The 21,495-nt window shown below is 70.5% G+C and carries 14 protein-coding genes and 1 pseudogene; 9 read left to right on the forward strand and 6 right to left on the reverse strand.

The annotated features are described in order from the left end of the window. The first annotated feature begins 130 nt into the window (after positions 1-130). The 7 genes from ABZ079_RS29395 to ABZ079_RS29425 are packed head-to-tail and all read left to right on the forward strand — an operon-like array spanning position 131 to position 9,028. Positions 131-1,837 carry a class I adenylate-forming enzyme family protein gene (locus tag ABZ079_RS29395; protein WP_356942455.1) on the forward strand — a complete coding sequence of 569 codons (1,707 nt, stop codon included), beginning with the start codon at positions 131-133 and terminating at the stop codon, positions 1,835-1,837. Positions 1,838-1,851: 14 nt separating this feature from the next. After that, positions 1,852-3,303: a lysine 2,3-aminomutase gene (locus tag ABZ079_RS29400; RefSeq protein WP_356942456.1), complete on the forward strand. Its 1,452-nt coding sequence runs from the start codon at positions 1,852-1,854 to the stop codon at positions 3,301-3,303. Next, on the forward strand, positions 3,300-4,343 hold the full coding sequence (locus ABZ079_RS29405) for a hypothetical protein (RefSeq protein WP_356942457.1): 1,044 nt from the start codon (positions 3,300-3,302) through the stop codon (positions 4,341-4,343). Before ABZ079_RS29400 ends, ABZ079_RS29405 begins: the two co-directional genes overlap by 4 nt. Positions 4,344-4,348: 5 nt before the next feature. After that, positions 4,349-5,566 (forward strand): AMP-binding protein, encoded by a 1,218-nt coding sequence (locus ABZ079_RS29410; RefSeq protein ID WP_356942531.1) that lies wholly within the window; start codon positions 4,349-4,351, stop codon positions 5,564-5,566. Then, positions 5,563-6,873: an MFS transporter gene (locus tag ABZ079_RS29415; RefSeq protein WP_356942458.1), complete on the forward strand. Its 1,311-nt coding sequence runs from the start codon at positions 5,563-5,565 to the stop codon at positions 6,871-6,873. The genes ABZ079_RS29410 and ABZ079_RS29415 overlap by 4 nt, the downstream gene beginning before the upstream one ends. Next, positions 6,870-7,772, forward strand: coding sequence for an SDR family NAD(P)-dependent oxidoreductase (locus ABZ079_RS29420; RefSeq protein ID WP_356942459.1), 903 nt, complete (start codon positions 6,870-6,872; stop codon positions 7,770-7,772). The genes ABZ079_RS29415 and ABZ079_RS29420 overlap by 4 nt, the downstream gene beginning before the upstream one ends. Beyond that, positions 7,772-9,028, forward strand: coding sequence for a phenylacetate--CoA ligase family protein (locus ABZ079_RS29425; protein WP_356942460.1), 1,257 nt, complete (start codon positions 7,772-7,774; stop codon positions 9,026-9,028). Before ABZ079_RS29420 ends, ABZ079_RS29425 begins: the two co-directional genes overlap by 1 nt. A gap of 86 nt (positions 9,029-9,114) precedes the next feature. On the opposite strand, the gene paaI is transcribed toward ABZ079_RS29425, so the two are convergent. The 3 genes from paaI to ABZ079_RS29440 all read right to left on the reverse strand — a co-directional run bounded on the left by paaI (position 9,115) and on the right by ABZ079_RS29440 (position 12,376). Further along, positions 9,115-9,558 (reverse strand): hydroxyphenylacetyl-CoA thioesterase PaaI, encoded by a 444-nt coding sequence (gene paaI, locus ABZ079_RS29430; protein ID WP_356942461.1) that lies wholly within the window; start codon positions 9,556-9,558, stop codon positions 9,115-9,117. A gap of 780 nt (positions 9,559-10,338) precedes the next feature. Beyond that, entirely contained in the window at positions 10,339-10,977 is a 639-nt protein-coding gene (locus tag ABZ079_RS29435) for a hypothetical protein (protein WP_356942462.1), read from the reverse strand. Between the two features lie 31 nt (positions 10,978-11,008). Next, positions 11,009-12,376, reverse strand: coding sequence for a hypothetical protein (locus ABZ079_RS29440; protein ID WP_356942463.1), 1,368 nt, complete (start codon positions 12,374-12,376; stop codon positions 11,009-11,011). 590 nt (positions 12,377-12,966) lie between these two features. Here ABZ079_RS29440 and ABZ079_RS29445 point away from each other — a divergent pair. Next, positions 12,967-13,599 carry a hypothetical protein gene (locus ABZ079_RS29445; RefSeq protein ID WP_356942464.1) on the forward strand — a complete coding sequence of 211 codons (633 nt, stop codon included), beginning with the start codon at positions 12,967-12,969 and terminating at the stop codon, positions 13,597-13,599. Positions 13,600-14,226: 627 nt separating this feature from the next. Here the strand turns inward: ABZ079_RS29445 and ABZ079_RS29450 are convergent. Together ABZ079_RS29450 and ABZ079_RS29455 are read right to left on the reverse strand one after the other, a co-directional pair. Further along, complete coding sequence (locus ABZ079_RS29450) at positions 14,227-15,141, reverse strand: YncE family protein (protein ID WP_356942465.1); 915 nt, start codon at positions 15,139-15,141, stop codon at positions 14,227-14,229. A gap of 301 nt (positions 15,142-15,442) precedes the next feature. Next, a complete protein-coding gene (locus tag ABZ079_RS29455; RefSeq protein WP_356942466.1) occupies positions 15,443-15,658 on the reverse strand; it encodes a hypothetical protein in 216 nt (71 codons plus the stop codon). Between the two features lie 59 nt (positions 15,659-15,717). Here ABZ079_RS29455 and ABZ079_RS29460 point away from each other — a divergent pair. Next, positions 15,718-16,258 (forward strand): annotated as a pseudogene (locus ABZ079_RS29460) (glycosyl transferase); the annotation flags it as partial. 71 nt (positions 16,259-16,329) lie between these two features. Here ABZ079_RS29460 and ABZ079_RS29465 read toward each other — a convergent pair. Next, positions 16,330-21,300 carry a hypothetical protein gene (locus ABZ079_RS29465; RefSeq protein ID WP_356942467.1) on the reverse strand — a complete coding sequence of 1,657 codons (4,971 nt, stop codon included), beginning with the start codon at positions 21,298-21,300 and terminating at the stop codon, positions 16,330-16,332. Positions 21,301-21,495 lie beyond the last annotated feature (195 nt).

Consider the following 21,495-nt stretch of genomic DNA (forward strand, 5'->3'; position numbering starts at 1 on the left):
CCACATGCCACATGCCACAGCAGCAAGGCAGTCGAACCACCGTTCCGCCGAGTACAGCAACCCTTCGACCAGTCGCCGGGCCCGGCCCCACCAGAGCCACCTCCCGGCGACGCCGTAACGGGAGACCGTCATGAGCGACCAGACCTCCATCGCCCCTCTCGGGGCCAGACAGCAGCTGATGGCCGAGCCCACGCTCGGAGCCGGCAACTTCCTCGACCACGCCATCGCCCTCAACCCGAACCGTGGGGTCCCCTACGCCTACACCCATCGCGTCGACCACCGGGGCGCCGTCGAACTGCGCGGCCACAGCCTGCTCGACCTGGCCGCCCTGCGCGACCAATACGCGAAGTGGTACTGGTCCAACGGCGTCCGGCCCGGTGACCCGGTCGGCGTGGTGGTCGGCGAAGGTCTGCAGCCCGTCCTCCACTTCCTCGCGCTCTCCGCGCTCGGAGCCGTACCCGCCCTCGTCAACGACGCCATGCGGCACGAGGTGATGGTGCGCTACCTCAACCACGTGGGTGTCGTGGGAGTGGTCGCGGACGACCCCACGCGGCTGGCCGCCGCGTACCGCGAGACTCCGCACCGCCGTCCCCGCTTCATCGCCATGGCCGCCGAACTCCACGCCTTCGACGCGGAGTCGGCGGAGCTCCCCGAGGTGTACCCGTACCGGCACGCCGCCGACGACGTGGTCGCGCTCATCCACTCCTCCGGCACCACCGGCACACCGAAGTCCACCAAGCTGGCGCACCGTCAGTTCTGGGAGGGCAAGCAGCCGCGCATGGTGCGCTTCCCCGCCGAGTCGTACGACCGGCTGATGTCGCTCATGCCGCACACCCACGCGGGCGGCCTCAGCTACTTCCTCACCGCCACCCTGCTCGGCCTGCCGACCGTGGTCATGTCCGACTGGCGGCGTGCGGTCGTCGAGCCGGTCATGGAGGCCTTCCAGCCCACCATGGTGGCCTCCTTCCCGCGCACCTTCGTGGAACTGGCCACCGGCGAACTCCCGGTCAAGGGCGCCGCGAAGGTGCACTCCTGGTTCAACACCGGCGACAGCGCCCACTACGGACACATCCGGCGGCTGGTGCAGCTCGGCGAGCGGCCGGCGGGTCTGATCAGGCCCTGGCTGCTGCCCCGGGAGAGGGAGGAGCAGCCCGCCCTGCCCGGCTCGCAGTTCGTCGACGGTCTGGGCTCGTCCGAGATGGGCATGGCCCTGTTCGGGCAGATGACCACACCGGAGAGCGAGCGCGACGACCGCTGCGTCGGCAAGCCCCTGGAGGTGGTCGAGAAGGCAGCGGTGCTCAACGAGAACGGCGAGGAGGTACCCGACGGCACGGTCGGGATGCTCGGCGTCGTCACGCCGTCCCGGACCCCCGGATACTGGAACGACGACAGGCTCACCCGCACGTTCGAGCTGAACGGCTACTGGCTCACCGGCGACGTGGCCCGCCGTGACGCCGAGGGACGCTTCTACCACCTCGACCGTACGGTGGACGTCATCGACACCGCGGGCGGGCCGGCGTACAGCCTGCCAATCGAGGAGGTGCTGCTCGCCGACTGCGCCGCGCTGGTGCAGGACTGCTCGGTGGTCGGCGTCCCCGCCGGACCGGGTCGCGGCCAACTTCCTGTCGCCGTCGTCCGGTTGCAGGCGGAGGCCGCCGAGAGCACGGCGGAGGAGGTCCAGGAGGCGGTCAACAAGGCCCTGACCGCCGCCGGGCTGACCCCGCTCGCCGCGGTGAGCGTCGCGCGCACGCCGGAGGACTTCCCGCTCGGCCCCACCGGGAAGGTGCTCAAGCGAGAGCTCCGGACCCGGTTCGCCACCCTCCTGACCGACCGATAGACCGGGGACGTCAGATGATCCGACAGCCGTACCAGTACGCGCGGACCCCGCTGACTGAGCCGGACTGGCGACGGCTGCCGGGCTGGCGCCGTGTCACGGAACGCGAATGGCGGGACGCCCAGTGGCAGAGGGCCCACTGCGTGAAGAACCCGCGTCAGCTCAAGGCCGTCGTCGGCGACCTGCTCACCGACCGCTGCTACGACGATGTCACGGCCGACCAGGCGGAGTTCGCCACCATGGCGATGCTCGTCACCCCGCAGATGCTCAACACCATGGTGCCCCGGGCCGATCTGCAGCCCGCATCGTTCACCGAGGCGTTCCTCGCCGATCCGGTCCGCCGCTACATGCTGCCGGTGCTCTCGGACCGTCACCCCCGGTGGCCGAGCCATCCGAAGGCGGGGCGGGACTCGCTGCACGAGGCTGAGATGTGGGTGGTGGAGGGCCTCACCCACCGGTATCCGACCAAGGTCCTGGCAGAACTGGTCGCCACCTGCCCGCAGTACTGCGGGCACTGCACCCGGATGGATCTGGTCGGCACCTCCACGCCCCAGGTCACCAAGGCCAGGCTCGTGCTCCGTCCGCGGGACCGGCAGGAGCAGATGCTCGACTACCTCAAGCGCACGCCGACCGTGCGCGACGTGGTGGTGTCCGGCGGAGACGTCGCCAATGTGCCCTGGCCGCAGCTGGAGGCGTTCCTCCTGCGGCTGTTGGACCTGGGTTCGGTACGTGACATCCGGCTGGCGAGCAAGGCCGTGGTGGGCCTGCCGCAGCACTGGCTCCAGCCGGAGGTAGTCGAGGGCCTGGGGCGGGTCGCGGCGGTCGCGGCGCGTCGTGCGGTCAACCTCGCGGTGCACACCCACGCCAACCACGCGCAGTCCGTGACCCCTCTGGTCGCCGAGGCCGCCCGGGCTCTCCTCGACGCGGGCGTCCGGGACGTCCGCAACCAGGGCGTGCTGATGCGCGGGGTCAACGCCACCCCGGAGGACCTGCTCGACCTCTGCTTCGCGCTGCAAGGCGAGGCGAACATCCTCCCGTACTACTTCTACCTCTGCGACGTGATACCCCACGCCGAGCACTGGCGGACCTCGCTCCATCAGGCCCAGTGGCTCCAGGAGGCGATCATGGGTTACCTCCCCGGCTACGCCACCCCGCGGATCGTGTGCGACGTACCGCACGTCGGCAAGCGCTGGGTGCACCAGGCCGTCGCCTACGACCGCGAGCGCGGCATCTCGTACTGGACGAAGAACTACCGCACCGAGCTGGAGGTCCGGCAGTCGCCCGTCGCGGACCCCGAGGCCACGCTGGCCCGGCGCCACCCGTACTACGACCCGCTGGACACGCTTCCCGAGTCCGGTCGCCGCTGGTGGGCGGAGCACGCCCCGGACCGGGACGGCCAAGCCGGCACCGCACCGGGGTCCCGGCCCAGCGCACCGTTCGCCCCCACCGCACCCGAGGACAGCCCGTGAGTCTTCCCCCGCCCCGCCCCGACGCCGGCTCGCTGCGCCGGATGTGCTGGATCTTCCCCGACCGGGAGTCGACCCGTGCGACCGGTGTCTGGCACGCCATGTTCTGGGACCTCTACGCGGAGGTCGCCGAGGACCTGGGCATGAGCTGGACCCGGCACTCCCCCGACGCGGTCTCGGTCGACTGCACGCAGCGGGGCCGGCCCCGCGTTTGGGTGGACGACGCACTCGTCACGCCCGAGGACACGCTCTTCATCACGGCGCTCTACTCGCTGCCGTACCAGCAGGTGGACATCTTCAACCAGTACGCCCTCGCCGCAGTGCTGCAGCAGGCCGGTTTCTACCTACCCTTCCCGCCCGAGACCTCGCTGATCGGCAACGACAAGCTGGCCACTCTGCTCCACCTCGGCGGCTCGCCGGTCCCGCCGATCCCGACCGTCCGCATCGGCACGGGGCGCGACGTGAGCAGGCACCTGTACGAGGTGGCGCTCGGGAACATGACCTATCCGGCGATCGTCAAGCCGGCCGGCTGGTGCGGCGGTGGCGGCATCAACCTGGCGCGCAGCGCCGGCGACATCCGGGGCCTGGCCAGTCTCGCGCAGGGCGGGGACACCACGCTCGTGGTGCAGCCGTATCTCGGCGACGGCACGGTCGACTACCGGGTGTACGTGATCGGCGGCCGGGCCCACACGGTCCTGAAACGGACTCCGCAACCCGGCTCGGCGGTGGCCAACGCGAGCCACGGCGGCCTCCTGGAGTTCACTCCGGTTCCCGACGAACTTGCCGCGGCCACCGCCTACTTCGCCGAGCGGCTGCCCCTCCCCTTCTTCTGCGTCGACTTCCTCCACGACGGGCAGCGGTTCTGGTTCTCCGAGCTGGAGCCCGACGGCGTCATCCCCGGCGTCCCCGGGGATCCGGACCGGACGGTCCAACAGGACGTGGTGCGGGCCCGGTTCACGGCCTACCGGGACGCCCACGCGAAGCACCTCGCCGACGCCGCCGGCGGGACGCCCCTGTTCACCTCACCAACGGAAACGATTTGACCACCATGTTCTCGCTGACCCCGGAGGCGGCCGAGCCGCGGCTGCCGGTCGCCCGCCGAACGCTGGAGCGGCTGCGGCAGGTGCCGGAACTGGTGCCCCGCTACGGCGGGCGCGCGGACGTGCGCACCCTCGACGACATCGCTGCGCTGCCGCCGCTGCTCAAGGACGACCTCAACATCGCCCTGGCCCGTCTGCGGCCACGCGCCGAGCACGGCGCCACCTGGCTCTTCCAGAGCGGCGGCAGCACCGGCGCGCCCAAACTGGGCCACGCGCCCACCGGTTTCTACATGGCCGGGGTGCACGCCCACTGGCAGCCGCTGGACCGCGAGGACGTCTTCGTCAACGCCTGGGGCGCCGGCCGCATGTGGGGCGCGCACTTTCTGGTGGCCGCCCTGGCCGACCTGTCGCAGTGCCAGGTGATCGCGCTGGGCTCGGTCACCAAGGACGAGTACGCCGAGTGGCTGGCGTTCTTCGCGGCGCGCGAGGTGACGGCCATCGGCGGCACGCCGAGCGTGCTGCGGTCCTGGTTCGCCCACGCCCGGGCCGCCGGTCTGGAGCTGCCGCACCTGCACAAGGTGCTGTGGCTCGGCGAGGCCTGGCAGCCGCAGGTGGAGGAGGACATGGCGGTGGTCGCGCCGGCGGCCCGGCGCTGGGGCATGTTCGGCAGCACCGAGACCTGGGTGGTCGGGACCAACACGCCCCAGTGCCCGGCGGACACCTTCCACACCCTGCCCGACCAGCTGGTGCATGTGGGCGAGGACCAGCTCCTGGACTTCACCACCCTCAACCCGGAGATGCTCAATCCGGTGCTGCGCTACCGCACCGGGGACGCGGGACGGCTGCAGGCCTGTCCGTGCGGGCGGCCCGGGCGGGCCATGCGCGTGCTGGGCCGCCGCGACAGCGTGGTGCAGGTCCGCGGCCTCGGTCTGCACGTCGACGAGGTGATCGCACGGGTGGAGTGGGAGCCGGGCGTCTCGCGCGCCCAGGTGGTGATCTCGGAGACCGGCGGCCGCGCCGGCGCCGTGGAGGTGCTGCTGCTGACCCATCAGGGTGCGGCGGTGGACGCCGAGCGGCTACGCAAGGAACTGCTGGCCGAGACGTTCACGCTGAGCACCGCCTTCCTGCACGATCCAGAGAACTTCCGGGTGCGTCCCGTCACCGACCTGATCAGCAACGAGCGGACCGGCAAGACCGCCGGACTCGTGGTGCGGGAGGAAGAGTGAAGCCACGGTGGCCGGTCTCCCTCGGCCCTGAGTTCAACCGCTTCTGGATCGGCCAGTCGGTGAGCACGATCGGTGACCGCATCACGGTCTTCGTGGTGCCGACCGTGATGATCTTCGTCCTGGACGCCTCCGCCTTCCAGGTGGGCATCGTGGCCATGGCCCAGTACCTGGGCATTCCGCTCCTCGGTCCGCTCGCCGGCGTGCTGGTCGACCGGTGGGACAACCGCCGTACCCTGCTCGCCTGCGACCTCGCCCGGCTGGGGGCGGTGGCCGTCATCCCCGTCGCGTACTGGCAGGGCTGGCTCTCCACGCCGCTGCTGTTCGCCTGCGTGGCGGTGATCAGCGGCGCGACGATCTTCTTCACCGTCGGGTACCTGGTCGCCGTGCCCGCCGTGGTGCCGAAGGATCACCTGGTGCGCGCCTACTCCCGGCTCGAAGGCACTCGCTCGGTCTCCGAGGTCTCCGGCCCCTCCCTGGCCGCCGGCCTCTACGGCGCGCTGGGCGTGGCCGCCCTGCTCGTCGACGCCGCCAGCTATCTGGTCTCCGCCCTGTGCATCCGGTCCATGCGGCCCTGGGGCGAGCCAACCGTCGCCGAGGGATCGGTGTGGCAGCGGCTGACGGCGGGCTTCCGGCTGAACTGGTCGGACCCGGTGCTGCGCCGGGTGGTGGTAGCGGCCGTGACGCTGAACTGCGGCGGCCCCGTCTTCGTGACCGTGCTCCCGATCCTCGCCTATCAGGGACTGGGCGTCTCCGTGGGCGTCTTCGGCGCCGCCATGTCCGTGGCGGCGGTGGGCGCCCTGGTCGGTGCGGTCGTGGCGCCGAAGGCCGGTGAACGGCTGGGGAGCGGGCGGATGCTGGCCTGGGCGCTGCTGCTGCACTGTCTGGTGGGCTTCGGGGTACTGGCCGCGCCCGCACTGCCGGCCGGTGCGGTGATCGCCGTGACGATGGGCTGTTACGGCTTCTTCATGTCCTGCATCAACGTGTCCAGCGCGCCCATCCGGCAGTCAAGGATGACCGCGTCCCACCAGGGCGCGATGCACGCGGCCTTCCGGACCGCCACCTGGGGCGTGATCCCGCTGGCCGCCCTGGCCGGGGGTGTCGCCGTCAGCCTGCTCACCGGACCGCTCGGCGTGCTGGACGCGGCCCGGGCCACCATGGCCGGCGGCACACTGCTCGCGGCCTGCTCCTTCCTGCCCGCGCTGCGGATCCAGCCGCTCCTGGACGCGGCCGAGCGGCAGAAGGCGGCAAAGGCGCCGGAGGCGGACGGCGGGGGCGCCGAACCGGCACTCGCGGAAGGCGCCTCATGACCGCGACGGACCGGGAGTCCCCGGTCGTGCTGATCACCGGCACCTCCTCGGGCATCGGGCTGGCCACCGCGGTCGCCGCCGCTCGGGCCGGTTTCGCCACGGTCGCCACCCTGCGCGAGCCCGCCCGCGCCGGGGTGCTCCGGGAGGAGGCGGACCGGGCCGGAGTACGGCTGGACATCCGCCCGCTGGACGTGACCGACACCGGGTCCGTCACCCGCTGCGTCGACGGCGTACGCGAGGCGTACGGACGCCTGGACGCCGTGGTCAACAACGCCGGCGTCTCCAACTTCGACCCGACCCTGGAGATGTCCACCGCGGAGGCGCTGCGGGCCAACCTGGAGGTGAACTTCTTCGGCGTCGTCGAGGTCAGCCGGGCCGCGATGCCGCTGCTCCGTGCCGCCCGGGGCCGCCTGCTCACCATCGGCAGCGTCCACGGGATCGTCGGACAGCCCTTCAACGAGGCCTACTGCGCGGCGAAGTTCGCCGTCGAAGGTTTCATGGAGAGCCTGGCCCCGGTGGCTGAGGCGCACGGGGTGAAGGTGTCCGTGGTGGTGCCCGGATTCGTCCGGGACACCTCGTTCGGGATCTTCCCCGACATCAACCGCAAGACCATCGAGGCCGCCTCCGGCCCGTACGCGTCCACCTTCACCGACTACGTCCACTGGGTCACCACCCAGGGCTGGGAGGGCGCCGGGCAGTCCGCGGCCGAGGTGGCGGACGTCGTGGTGCGGACGCTGCTGACCGAGCGGCCCGCCTTCCGCGTCCCCACGAACCCCTGGGCGGCCGCCTACGTGGAGAACAAACTGGCCGACCGCGACGGCTCCGTCGTGCGGGAACTCGCCCGCACGTGGATCGGGCGCAGGCCGGAATCCCACGCCGACACAGAGCAGGAGAGGTAGTGCCCGCCAAATCCCTTCAAGAACTGGTCGACTTCGTCCGCACCCACTCGCCCTTCTACGCCGAGGTGTACCGGGACGTGCCGGAGACGGTCTCGCACCTCTCCCAGCTCCCCGTCATCGACCACACGGAGTTCTGGGCGGCGAACACCTGGCCCGACAACCGGGTGCTGACCGGGCCGCTGACCGACGCCGGGGTCTACAAGACCGGTGGCACCACCGGCGTGCCCAAGCTGTCGGTGTGGTCGCGGGCGGAACACGCCGACTCCGTCACCGCGTTCGGCGCCGGCATCGTGCAGGCCGGGCTCAGGCCGGGCCACCGGGTGGCCAACCTCTTCTGGGCGGGCGAGCTGTACGGCGGCATGCTCTACATCGAACACGCCCTGCACGCGGCCCCCGTGGAGAACGTCCGCCTGCCCGTCGGCGCCGGCGCCACCAACGAGTTCATCGCCGACCTCATCGGCGACTTCGGTGTGAACGTCCTCGCCGGGGTCCCGATGAAGCTGGCCGCCGTCGCGGAGCTCCTCGTCCGCCGCGGCCGGACCGCCGACTCGGTGGAACTTCTGCTCTTCGGCGGTGACCTGCTCTTCACCGATCTGCGGCCGATCCTGCTGCGGGCCTTCCCCAAGGCCGCCATCGCCTCGGTGGGTTACGCCTCCATCGACGCGGGTCTCGTCGGACGGCCCGTACCCGGCGAGGACGTACGGGTGCACGAGGCGTTCCCGCACCGCACGGTCGTGGAGATCGTGGACGACGTCGCGAGCGAGCCGATCACCACTCCCGGGGTGCCGGGTCGGCTCCTCGTCACCAACCTGTTCCGCACGCTGATGCCGGTCATCCGGTTCCCGGCGGGCGACCGCGCCGAGTGGGTCGACGCGGAGTGCACGCGGTTCCGGCTCCTCGGCCGGTCCATGGAGGGAGGCCGCGTCGGCACGGTGTCGATGCCGATCGAGGACGTCCGCGCGGTGCTCGTGGAGGCGGACCCGGACCGGTACATCGCCGGCATGCAGATGGTGCAGCGCCGCTGGGACGGGAAGGACGGCCTGATCCTGCGCCTGGGGTACGTCGAGGAGCCCCCGGCGGACCTCGCAGCCCGGCTCGTCGAGGCGGTCTACGCGGCCCGGCCCCTCTTCCCCGCGGAGGTCGCGGACGGCGCCATCCACGAGCTGGGCATCGAGTGGGTGCCGCGGTCCGAGCTGCTCACGAACCCGCGTACGGGCAAGCTCCAGCAGGTGGTGGACGAGCGCCCGGCGAACTGACCGGGTCCGGTGACGCCCGCCCCGCCCCGGCCCGCCCACCGCGCGGGCGGCGGGCGGGCCGGCTTCGGGCGCGTGGGGCGGACGGCTCAGTCGCGCGGGGCCTGCGCCCTTCCGGAGAGCATCACGCTCTGTCCGCGGAACTCCGCGACCACGGTGCCGTCCGTACGGCGGACCGTCACGTCGTAGATACCGTTGCGTCCCGAACGCGTCCGTTCCACGGCCTCGGCGAGCAGTTCGTCGTCCACCGCGGCCGGCAGCAGGAAGCTGACCTGCGCGGACTGCGCGACGGTGACCGGGCCGTAGCCGTTGCAGGCGTAGGCGAACGCCGCGTCGGCGAAGAGGAAGAGGAACCCGCCGTGGGCCATGCCGTGGCCGTTCACCATGTCCTCGCGCACCCGCATGCGCATCAACGCCCGGCCCGGGGTGACCTCCTCCAGGGCGATACCCAGGCTCCGGCACGCGCGGTCCCGCTCGTACAACTCCGCGATCCCTGCAGGTGCGTTGTCCGGCACGGCGGTGTCCAGGCCCACGGCCTCGCCCCTTCCCTTCTGGTGACCGGACCGAAGGGGCCCGGGTGCTCCGCGTGCGCATTAGATCCACCGGTGCCGATGCCTGTCAACGGAAGGCGGGCCGCCCGCACTACCCTGGTGGTCCGGCCGACCGGGGAGTTGAAGGACCGATGGCACTCGTGGCGGGCCACCGGGTGAGGCTGCGGACCTCGTACTGGCCGGCTCGGTCACCCTCGCCGAGGGGACGCCTGCCGAGAAGGAGGCCATGGCCGGCTCTCCGGCACTGGCGGCGGGCCTCGATGGCGCCGTGGACCGGGTCCATGCGTACACGCGCTGGAATCCGCAGCCGCCGGCACCGTGCCCGGAACCACAGCGCCAGGGCGAGCGCCGCCCCCACGGATAGAAGTCGTCTCATGCCCGCCCCAACGGGGCGCTGTGTGGCCGCGTGACGGGACGGCAAGCGATGGCGGGCACCGCGGCACAGCTCTGTGCCTCAGCGACGCAAGGGGCACCACACGGACGCTAGAACGCGAACACATCCCGCGCCGCGGACGACGGCTGCGCGCCCGGCGGCCGGCCGGGTGGAAAGTCGCATCGAGCCGTCCCTGGGCTTGGCTCGTTGACCAGCGCAGCGGCACCCTCCTACGGGCGCCGGCGAGAACAGGGAGACAGAGGCCCCAGTCAGTTGGGTGCCGGCGGCGGACACCCCGTCGTCCGAGGTTCCGATGATCCGGCCGTTGTCGTTGATGCCGAAGGCTCCGCTGTTGCCGAGGAAGTTCCCGGGGTTGGCCGGGTCCGGGATCAGTGTGCCGAGGTCGCTCGGGAACAGGGCGCCGGCTGCGAGGACGAACGCCCGCTCGACGCTGTTCCCGGTGGCGTCGAGCGCGGCGGAGACCCCGACGACGTCACCGGTGCCGTTGATGCTGGTGGCCCGGCTGGGTTGGGAGGGACGAGGGCCAGCGAGCCAAGATCACGCATGACCTGCAGGACCGGGTCGAAGAGGAAGGCATGCTCGGAGCCGACCACCGTGTCGGAGGCGCCGACAATCTGGCCGGCGTCGTTGATGTCGATGGCGCGGCTATTGCCGAGGAAGTTCCCGGGGTTGAAGGGGTCGGGGATGAGGGTTCCCAGGTCCTGCACGGCGCCTCCGATCCACCGGACGGCCCGGGTGACGGTGTTCCCGTTCGCGTCGAGTCCTTCCGATGAGCCGCAGATGTCGCCGGCGCTGTTGATGGACACCGCCCGCCCGGTCGGGGCGCCGCCGGTGAAGAGCAGTGGAAGCTGGGTGGCGGTGCCGGTCGTGCTGTTCGGCTGCTGCGGGTTCCAGACGAAGGGGAAGACGGTGTCCTCCTGACCGACGACGGCTCCCACGTCGTTCAGCCCGTTCGCCTCGCTTATCCCGGTGACCGTCGCGGCCACCGGTGTCGTCACCGCCGCCACGTGACTCACCTCGTTTCTGACGTGCCGCTGGTCACGGGATCGCGACCGGCGCCAGCCGGTAGGTGAGCAGGTAGTCCCCCTCCCCGTGGAACTCCACCTGGCCGGCCTCGTCGGACAGCCTGATTGTGCCGCTGCCCAGGAGGTCGTCCTGACTGTCGGGATCCTCGTCGAAGAGTTGGACGACGCCGGTTGGGTTGGTCATCAGCCGGACGACGTTGAGGGCCTGGGTGTCCCCGTCCCCCATAGTTCCCGACCAGATCCGCTCACCGTTCCAGAGCAGGAACGGCTCGTCCTCGGCTCCGAACTGATCGGAGTGCGTCAGGCACTTCAAGCTCTGGAACTGGAGGAGCCGGGCCGCCGTGGGTAGAGCCGTCACGATGCGGCGGATCGGGATCGGCGCGGGCTCGGTGAGGGGCGGGGTGAGTGCGGCGGGATCGAAGAGGCGGGGCGGTGTGATCTGCCCCCGCGAGAGCCGGATGGCGTGCTCCATCACGGCGTTGATGAGCTTGGTGTACATGTCGCTGGCACGCTGGAGTACGTCGGCTGGCGGCAGGGGCTCGAAGAACTCCGGGTGCCGTAGCGCGAAGTCCAGGTCGTTCCTGGTCTGCGCGTACCGGTGCTTCCTCTCCCGGGCATCGGACAGGGCGAACAGGAACGCTTCCTGCTCCTCGATCGTCGGCACCGGCAGCGGAAGGGTGTTGTAGCTGGCCACCTCGGCCTCGTAGGCGGCGGCACTGGTACTGGCGATTTGCGGAAAGGCCTTGAACCTGGCGATGACCTCGCCGATCTCGACGGCCGGCGAACTCTGGGAGCCGGTACCGGCTTTCTGGTACATGGACGCCGAGAACTCGGAGCGCGTGCTCTGGCTCGAATTCGCCTGGGAGAAGGCGAGGGAGAACCCGCCACCGGCGATCAGGCCGTTCGCCTCGGCCTGCAGCGTCGCCGCAAGTTCGGACTGCTTGGCGACCGACACTGAGGTGATCCTGATGACGGAGTAGAACTCTCCACCGGTCTGCAGACCTCGGACGAAGCTGTCTCCGAAAGCCGCCTTGAACTCGTCGAACCGCAGCGAATCGAGCAAGCCTTGGGCGACGGCGCTGACCTGGAAGTTCTTGCCGCGACGCAGCGGGTTCTCGACGATGCAGCGGGCCACCAGGAACGTCGACGTCGAGTTGAAACTCGACGACTCCGAGAACCTGGCCTTCGCGGAGGCGGAGACGAATCCGTACCTGCCGTGCCCCTCGAACGACATCCCCATGCTCTCCATGAGCTCCTCATGGGAGTTCACGATGACGATCGAGGCGGTGACCTCCTGGCCGGAGGCGGCAGGGTTGTCCTGGATGGTGAAGTTCTGCAGAGCGGTTCCGACGGCCAGGCCGGATTCACTGTTGAATCCCATGCCTATTTCCTCGTCGTTGAACAGTATTCTGCGCACTTGTGGGAGCTGAGGCATGACCGTTTCCTCAGTGTTTCGGAGATCCACGGTGGCGGCAGCCGAACGGGCGCCCTCTCGGCCCAGGCCGTGGGGCCGCGACCGGTACGGGCCCGGCGGCAGGGCTTCCGTGGCGGGGAGGGAGGTGTTCGGCTACTTCCGGGGGTGGCTGGCGAACGGGCTCCGCAGGGGAGAGGAGACGCTCCTCCCCTCGGGTCGGTGTGTTGCCGAACCACCGAGTCATCTCCATCGTCCCACCGGCTCGGGCGCGATGCACCTCCGGCGAGGCGGCAGGGGATGGAGGCGGGTCCTGCCGGTGCAGGGCGCCGCGTGCGTTGCGGACCACGTCGCCGTGCGCTCCACTTGGCGTAGACATGCAGGACGTGTCCAGGGAGCCCAGCAGCGACGCGAGTCACTCCAAATTCTCCATCCGGGCATCCTGCCAAGCCTGACTCCATGAGAAGACCTCCATTTCGCGGGCCGGAGATCGGGGACGTAGCGGCGCTCAGTGCTCCGGATCGGCGCTGCTTCGCCCGGCATCGTGGCGAAAGTCGGGCATGGCGAGTGAACGGTGGGCAGTTGCGCTGCTTGGTCGCGCATGGCCTCCGGCGTTTGGCGGCGGCGGCCATGGTGGTCTCGATGGCGGCGACCTTGCCGAGCCAGCCCTGTTCCTTGGTCTCCTGGAGGTGGTTGCCGGCGGCCAAAGTCGGTCAGCGGCATCCGCTCCATCGTCAGGGAGTACACCGACGCCGACGAGAGCGTCTCGCCTCGTCCGCGGACTCCCGACGCAGTCCCAGGCCTACGTTCCGGGCCAGGACGCACGCGTCCACGTCGTCGGCGAGGAAACCTACGCCACAGCCGTCGACAGTGATGCGGTTGACTACCGCTACGCCGACCAGAGTGGGGAGTCCGTCCTGCTCGCCCCGTGCGAACTGCCCCCGGAAACGGCCCGGCGGTGCGTGGAGCTCGTGACCAACCTCCGGGACGCCGCCGCGCCCCCTTTCCTCGTCCGCAACGTAGTCACCGAACAGTTCAACACCGGGAAGGCAACCGCCTTCACGGACGCCGACATCGACATCGGGAAACTGCACACGGTAGGCGGCGCCTGCGGCGTCACCGCCGGCGCGGTGTTCGCGGCAGACCGTACCCCCCGGAGAACCCTGGCCCCGCCGTCGCGGCCGACGCCGTGACAACGCGTGTGACCGAACCCGCCCGGGCCAGGGCCTCCAACGGCACCGCGCCGACCGGAACGGGCACCACGCCCACTGTGGGGCCCGTACTCCTGGACCCCGCCGTCAGTGCCTGGTTCAGGACACCGACGAACCCCGGAAGGTCGTCTTCCGCATGGCCGGGGACTCGCGGTTCAGGCGCCTGTCCGACGGCACCCGCAGTGCCCCGGTGGCTCCTGACCCTTCTCCCGCACCTCCGCGGTGCTCGATGATGTCCAGGCAGACATCGTCGCGAAGCTCGCGAACCGGTACCAGCCGACCCATTGCCGGGCGCGGTCTCTGCCGAGCGGACACCCGCACGGCACCCCTCCCAGCTCCGCTGTTTGCGCTCCGGCCCGTTCGCTGAGCTTGCTCGGCGCCGTCATCAACCTTGGGCTCCACCCGGATCGATGCTCGCAGAAGGTCCAGACCAGCGGTCCGGCCAAGCCTCCAGGTTCTCCAGGTCGTCGAGCTCGACACACCCGCCACTCGGCGAACCAGATGTGACGTACCGCTGTCACGCCGCCATGGGGGCAGAACGCCGCGCCTCGCCGGCCAAACCCCTGCACCCTCACCTGCTACCGCGGATTCGCCAAAGGTGATGAATTCTCACTGCCGGCGAAGATCAATCGCCGATACGGTCCCATCGCCGCTGTTCGCAACATAAAGGCGATCGCTGTGAGGCTCGAAGGCCAGACCCTTCGGCTGGGAGCCCACCGGTATGGTGGCGCTGACGCTGTGGGACGTGGCATCGATCACCTTCACCGTGCCGTCGAATTGGGTGACGTAGGCATTGCCTCGGGAGTCAACCGCTACGCCAGCGGATCCTGCAGCGACGCTGATATCTGCTGTGCCATGGCTATCCATATCGATCACAGACACGGTGTTGGCACCTGAATTAGCGACGTAAACGCGACGCCTCAGGGCGTCGACCACGAGACCGGTGGGCTGCTGTCGGACCGGAATGGTCGCTAGAACCCCGTTGGGTTCAGGGCCGATCACCGAAACCGCGTTGAAGTCGGGTTGCGTGACGTAGACGCGGTGACTTGCCGGATCAACCGCCACACCAAGGGGGCCAGGGATATCGATGAAGCCGCGGGCGAAGTGCACCTCGCCGCTGAGGTTGACTATCGACACCCTGCCGCTACCGTGATTGGTCACATAGGCGCGACTCAGAGAGTGATCGACCGCCACGCTCATCATGTCAGGCGGTGGCATGAACAAACCTTGGATGCTGACGGTGGCGATTACGGCGTTGGATCTGTCGATCATCGATACGGTGTTGTCACCGCCATTGGCTACGCAGACGCCGAACTGGGGATCGCTTGCCACGCCCTCTGGGCGCAATCCGACGTCGATGGTGGCGCTCACCGTGTTGGTCAAGGGATCGATCACCGAGACAGTGTCGGCGCCGCTGTTGGTGACGAAGATATGGTCGCTGACAGTCACCGCCACGCTGTCCGGCTTCGCTCCCACTCGGATAGTGGCTACTACAGGCAGCTGTTCAGTGTTGGGTGTGTTCATCACTACACATGACCTTCGCGATCGAGCGGCCCACGAGGGGGGAATCCGTCATGGCGGGCCCACCGGGAGAGGGTGTCGCTTCGGAGGGTTCGGTAGCGGTAGTACTCCACGGTGCCGCCCCCCGGCTAGCTGCGGCTCGGGGCTGGCTACACCCTGACCGGCGGGGGCCTGGAGGAGCCTCGAGCCACGGGGCACACCAGCCACTCGGGCTTGGGAAGCCCCCACTTCCTGGGGGGTGCGAACGCCCACTACGGGGCTGCCTTCCTCCGCGCGCCCCAACCAATGCGTATCAGACTCTGGTTCAAGTATGGGCGCGAGCCTTGCACTCTGCGAGTTGGATCGCCGAGATGTCCCGGCTGCCGAGGCTGAAGAGTCTCTCGGTGATCCACTTCAGATGGACGGCGTAGGCCTCGCGGTCGGCATGCTTGGCGGGGTCGAGGATGCGCCCGTAGTGCAGCAGCATGTACGGCTTGACGATCAGTGCGTTGGTGACCGAGTCGTGGACGGGGCGGGCCACTTCAGTGGACGAGACCGGTCCTTCGCCCTCACGTTCGTCGTTTGGTGGCCGGCCACCATTTCGTCGGCCCCTGCTTCGGCACCCGGGCGGACACGGACGGCTGGACCCGCCCGGCGGCCGCGGACAACGTGCTGCTGATCTCGCTCGGCTCGGCGTACACGCGCCAGCCCGCGTTCTACCGCCGGTGCATCGCCGCCTTCGGCGACCTGCCCGGCTGGCACGTCGTACTCCAGATCGGCAAGTACACCGGCCCCGAGGAACTCGGCGCCATCCCGCCCAACGTCGAGGTGCACTCCTGGGTCCCGCAGCGGGCGATCCTGGAAGGACGTGGTCGCGGATCCGGAACGCGTCGGCCGGTCCAAGCAGTTGCAGGCCGCCGCCCGGACCGAGGGCGGCACTCCGCGCGCCGCTGAGCATGCTGGCCGCCGCAGAGGGCCCCGCGCTCTGAGCACTGCCGCTTCCCTTCCCCGCCTGGCGCCGTCCTCATCCGAGGACCTGTACACGTCCCGCCAGGCGGGAACAGCGGCCGAACTTTCTTCTCAGGTGCCCGCCAGGCGGGAAGCGGCTCCGGGCGGCGAGTACTGGCCGCCGCCGCGGTGATCACCTTGCCGTCGCCGCGTTGGATGCCGGCGGCGGTGCCACGCCTTCGGATGCGGCCTGTGCGGCGGCATTCACGACGCCTCGCCCTCGCTCGTCACCGCCTTGTTCAGGATCACCAGTTGCTCTCCCCTTCTGGCGATGAACGGCAGTTCCTCGTCCGGAAGGGCCGGGGCGTCGCCGTCACCGGGGAACAGGTGGTCCACCACCCGCATGGCGTACTCCGACACCAGGGGTGTGCTGGCACCGATGATCAGGCCCAGCATCGTTTCGACCGCCGCGTCGCGGTCCCCGGCTCGGAGACTGGCCAGTCCCGCCTGCAGGGCCAGCAGCGCAGTGAACTCGGGAGCCAGGGTCCGGCCGGCCGACCAGGCGGCCTCGGCGGCGGCGCACGCCTCTTCGTGCCGACCGCTACGGCTCAAGGCCTCCGCCAGGTTGGCGGTGATCACCATCCGGCCCACCTGGTCGGCGGGCCCACACCGGTCGAGCGCCTCTCCGAGCAGGTCCACGGCCTCGACCATGTCGTTCCGGGCCATCGCCTGCATCCAGCCGGTGGTGTCACCGAACTCGATGAGGTCGATCACGTTCCTTCCGTCGGGCCCGTCGGGCCGGCCACGGAGGTACCCGAGCCGGAAGGCGCGCCAGGTCGGGCGTGACAGGGACGGCAGCAAGGGCATCAGGTCCGTGGCGCATTGGGCCGGTGTCGGCGGCCGGTTGAGATAGCGGGCGTCGTGCGCGAGGATGACGGCGCACCCCCGCTCGGGTGACCAGCCGAAGCTCTCCCAGCGCGCGTCACCGTGCAAGGCACCGTTTCGGTGGCCGGTCGCGAGCAACTGAGCCACGCTGTAGGCGAGAACGCTCCGCCCGTCCCCCCTGCGCAGGCGTTCCTCGATGTGCGCGAGCGATTCATCGTCGTCCCCCGGCGCCCACAGGTGCGCCCACTCCCGGAAGTCGGTGCGCACGGGCCGGGACCGCGACACGAGGCCGTCGGGCAGGGAGATGCCATTGTCCGACAGCAGGTTGCGGAGGGTGGTCGCACCGGCGAGCAGGCACGGGAAAGCCTGAACGCCCAGGAGCGGTGGGAACAGCTCCCGCAGCTCGCCGGGCAGGGCGTCGAGGCCGGCGGTGACGCTCTCGTCGAACACTTCGAGCGGCACCGCCGCACAGTCGCCGACGCGCTCCACCATGCCTTCGAGGTCGAAGAGCTCCGCGCGCTCCCCCGCACGTTCCCTCCGCGGAGAGGGACGTTCCGGTACCAGCACCACCCCACCACTCCGGCAGATCCGCCGTACGGTGGCCAGCCAGCGCTCGTGATCGGTGTCGTCGACCACGGTGGCCGCGACCGTCGCGGATCCGAAGGTCACGTCGGTCGCGTGAGTGTCGGCAGCCGGGCCGTCGGCTCGCGGTGGGACGGAGAACCGCTCGCTCCCGGCAACGCTCGGACGACCGGTCTCCGCGTTCTCCGGTATGTTTGCGGCCGCGTCCGGCGTCCCCGTCTCGGATGGCATGGGCATGCCCGTCATGGCGAACAACGCCCGGCACAGCAGGAGCGACTGCTCCAGACGCGCCGGGTCGTCCGAGTCCTTGTTGACTTCTTCGAGCACCGCGGCGAAGACCTTGCGGGCTCCCGGATGGGCACGGTGCTCGGGCGGGAGGAGACGGAACGCGGTCAGGCACCCGCGGACCGCCTCGTCGAGGTCGGACGCGTCGGCCCGTACCCGGTATCGGACGAGCAGGGCGTTCGCCAGTTGCACGAGCGACTTCAGTCGGCGAGCGCGGTCCGCAGTCGTCTCGGGCACCGCTCCCTCATCGCCCTGACCGACCTCGGTCTCGACCTCACGGGCGAGGTCGACGGCTTCGCGCAGCAAGCCCACGGCTTCGTCGAGGTCGCCGGGATCGCCGGGATCGCCGGGGGACACGCCGGCGGACGCGAAGCCGAGCAACAGGGCCTCGGCCAGCACGGACAGGCCGATCAGCCGGACGACGGGCGCCTGCCCGTGGGCGACCACGTCGCGAGCGCACCGGACGGCCTCCCGGCGATCCGCGTCGTCCCCGGACACCCGGAACCTGGACATATGCACGGCGGCGGCGTGGGCCGAACACAGGGGACGGAATGGGTCGTCCTCCGCGAGGTGTTCGGCCAGGCGTCCCAGATCGGCGGACGCCTTCGCCAGGCCCGCACGATCACGCGAGAGCAGTGCCGTCCCGGAGATGCCCAGGACCAACGGACCGTTCTCCGGCCGCACGGAGTCCGTCTCCGGACGGAGTTCCGCCGTGCGGGCGGCGAGTTCCCGGTCCGCCAGACCCGGTGCGACCAAGTCCAGGGACATTCCCCAGATCCGTCCGAAGGACTCGAACGCCGCCAGCGACTCCCGCGCGCCCTGCTCCCCCGGTAGTTCCCGGCCCCGGCACCAGCGCAGCCAGGCGACCGCGTGCACCGCCGCCGCGGCCTCCACCCGGTCCCCGCCCGCCGCGTCGGCGAGTTCACCGATTCTCCGGGCCTCCTCGGACGCCCGGTCGTGCAGGACGGGCTCCGGATCGCGCAGTGCACGGTAGGCGCGCACGCGCCGGTCGACCTCCGCGGTAAGGGCGGACAGCTCCTCGTTCCCCGCCTCGTGCGGCCGAGGGTCCGAGGCGACGAGCTCCCGCTCGACGGGCCCTGTGGCGCCCCCGGGAACGGGGGGGAGCCGCGGTGCCTCCGGGCGGTGAGGGCTCGGGCGCGGGACCGGAACGGCCGGTGCCTCCTCGGGAAGCGCCAAAGAGGCCTTGTCGAGTTCGTTGCGGATGTCGGTCAGACGCTCGGCGAGATCCGGGTGCTCGGCCGACAGTCTCGTGAGATCACCGCGCAGGGCGAGAAGTTGACTCCACATCACCGCCCGTCCCTGCTCGAGTTGTTCTACGGCGCGCGGGAGCCGGAGAGCGTCGACGGCGGCCGCGGCGGCGTCGCGCACCAGCCCCGGCCACTCGGTCAGCAGGCGTTCCCGCGATGTCCGCTCCAGCCCGTGCCACGCGAGCAGCGGGAGCAGTTCCACCACGTCGTAGTCGTCCACCGCCGCGCCCGGTCGCCCGCCGACTCGGGCGGTGAGGTCACCGGCGGTCCGGGCGGCTTCCAGCCTGGCGTACACGTCGGCCGTCGCGCTGCGTGCCACCTTCCGCAGCAACGCGACCGCGGCGGAGGCGTCCGTGACGGAGGCGTTCACGGCGAGCCGGTCGATGAGGGCGTGGGCGACCGCCAGGGATTCGTGGGCACGGTCGGGCCGGCTGGAGACCGGCGCCTGCAGTGCGGCCCGGGCCGCGTCGACGGCCAGATCGAGATCGCCGGGGTGGTCCTCCAAGCGGGATCTGGAGCGGAGCAGAATGCTCAGCTTGATCAGCATGCCGGACCGCTCGGGATGGTCGGGGGCCGTGGTGTCCACCGCCGACCGGATGGCATCGATCACCGCGGTGAGGTCCTCGCCGCGGTCGCCGCTGCGTGCCCGGAGGTACAGCGTCGAGGCGAGGTTGGACAGCGCTCCGGAGTGGTCGGGACTTCCGACCGGGCTGAGGCGAAGGCACTCGGCGAGGGTCCGGTGCGCCCGCTCCACATCCTCGGGATCGTCCGTCACACCGAAGCGGGCCAGCAGCGCCACTCCAAGCGCGTTGAGGGTCGGCCGCCGCTCGATGTGCGTGTCCGGCAAGGTCTTGGCAACCGTCTGCAGGACCTCGACCGCTTCATCGATGTCACGGACTTCCCGCACTCGCAGGAAGCGCCGGTACAGCGCGCTGCCCAGCTGGCCGAGGCTGCGGTACCGGTCCCGGCTCGTCGGCGCCGCCACTTCGGCGGCTTGGCGCAGCAGCGCGATACCGTCGTCGAGGTCCCGGGCCGAGGACCGGAGCACGGAGCGATCGAGGTGGGCGTTGCCCAGATTGGCCAGTGTGGTGGAGCGATCGGGGTGGTTCGCGTCCATGGACTCGACCGCGCCGCGGAGCAGTTCCATCGCCTCGTGGAGATCGTCCGGTGCTCCGACCCGTTCGTTGCGGGTCCGCAGGAGGACTCCGAGATTGCCCTGCACGGCGGGCCGCCCGCCATCGTCCGCGGCCAGCCCGTCCAGCGCCTCGCGTCCCTGCAGGATGCCCCGGTCCAGGTCATCGGTGTTCCCGAGGTGCTCGAAGCGCCGCAGTAACCCGCTCGACAGCAACGAACGGGTCTTCGCCCGGTTCGGGCCGTCCGCCGACAGTCCGATGACCTCCTCGAAGGCGCTGATGGCGTGCTGCAGGTCGTCCAGCCGACCGGTGCTGTCGTAACGGCGCTGCAAGGTGATGCCGTGGTTCCTGAGGACCGTCGCCCGGTGGCCCCGGGCCTCGGGACGAGCGGACGCGGTGACCGCTTCCCGCCCCACGTCGACCGCACGGTCCAGGTCCTCGGGGGACCCGGCGAGGAGCGCGCGGTCCCGCAGGCCAACCGCGAGGTTCTGCAGCAGGGCCGCCCGGTGGCGGTGATCGGGGCCGGCGAGGTCGACGGCGGCCTCGCAGAGCCGGATCGAGTCGTCGAGATCGGACCGGACACCCGTTTCCGTGTACAGCGTGGCCACGGCGTCCGCGCACCCGCTCAGGAAGCTCGGCCGATCCCTTCCGTCGGAGAACGTCGGCTGCCTGTCCACCACACCGGGCGGGACCGGGAGCCCGAGTTCCGCCCGCGCGACCAGTACGCCCCAGAGGTCGGGGTCGGAACTGGCGATCAGGCTCGCGGCGACGAGAGGGCGCAACTGCTCCGGTACTTTCCCTGGTTCGACTCCGTAGACCAGGGCGAACAGGTTCCCGCTGACGACGAGGTCGTCGGCGTACTCCTCGGGACGGGCCGAATAGCGGCACCGGAAGAACTCGGCGAACACCGCCATGAACCGGGGCGGCGGATTCACGGGCCAGGTCTCCCGCACGATGTTGAGCAGTCGTTCGAACTCCTCCGGAGCCCGATCGTCGAGCACTCCGGCCGGGTCCCCGTCGTGAACCCAGCGGTCGACCCGTGCCTGCAGCGCCAACAGCAATACCTCGGCCTCATCGCTCATGCGTCCCCCGCGCTCGAATCCGGCACGCGTGCGCCGAGCCCGTCCCCCTGCGGCTCGCGGATCCGCAACGCGTACTGCCCCCCGCCCCGGGCCGAAGAAGCTGATCGATTCGGGGCTTTCAGGACACAAGGTAGCGGAGCAGGCACCGGATTGCAGGCGTAATCAGCCGAAGCGGGCCCCGCGCCTGGGCCGTGG

It is taken from the genome of Streptomyces sp. NPDC006314 (genome assembly GCF_040613075.1).
Classification (GTDB): domain Bacteria; phylum Actinomycetota; class Actinomycetes; order Streptomycetales; family Streptomycetaceae; genus Streptomyces.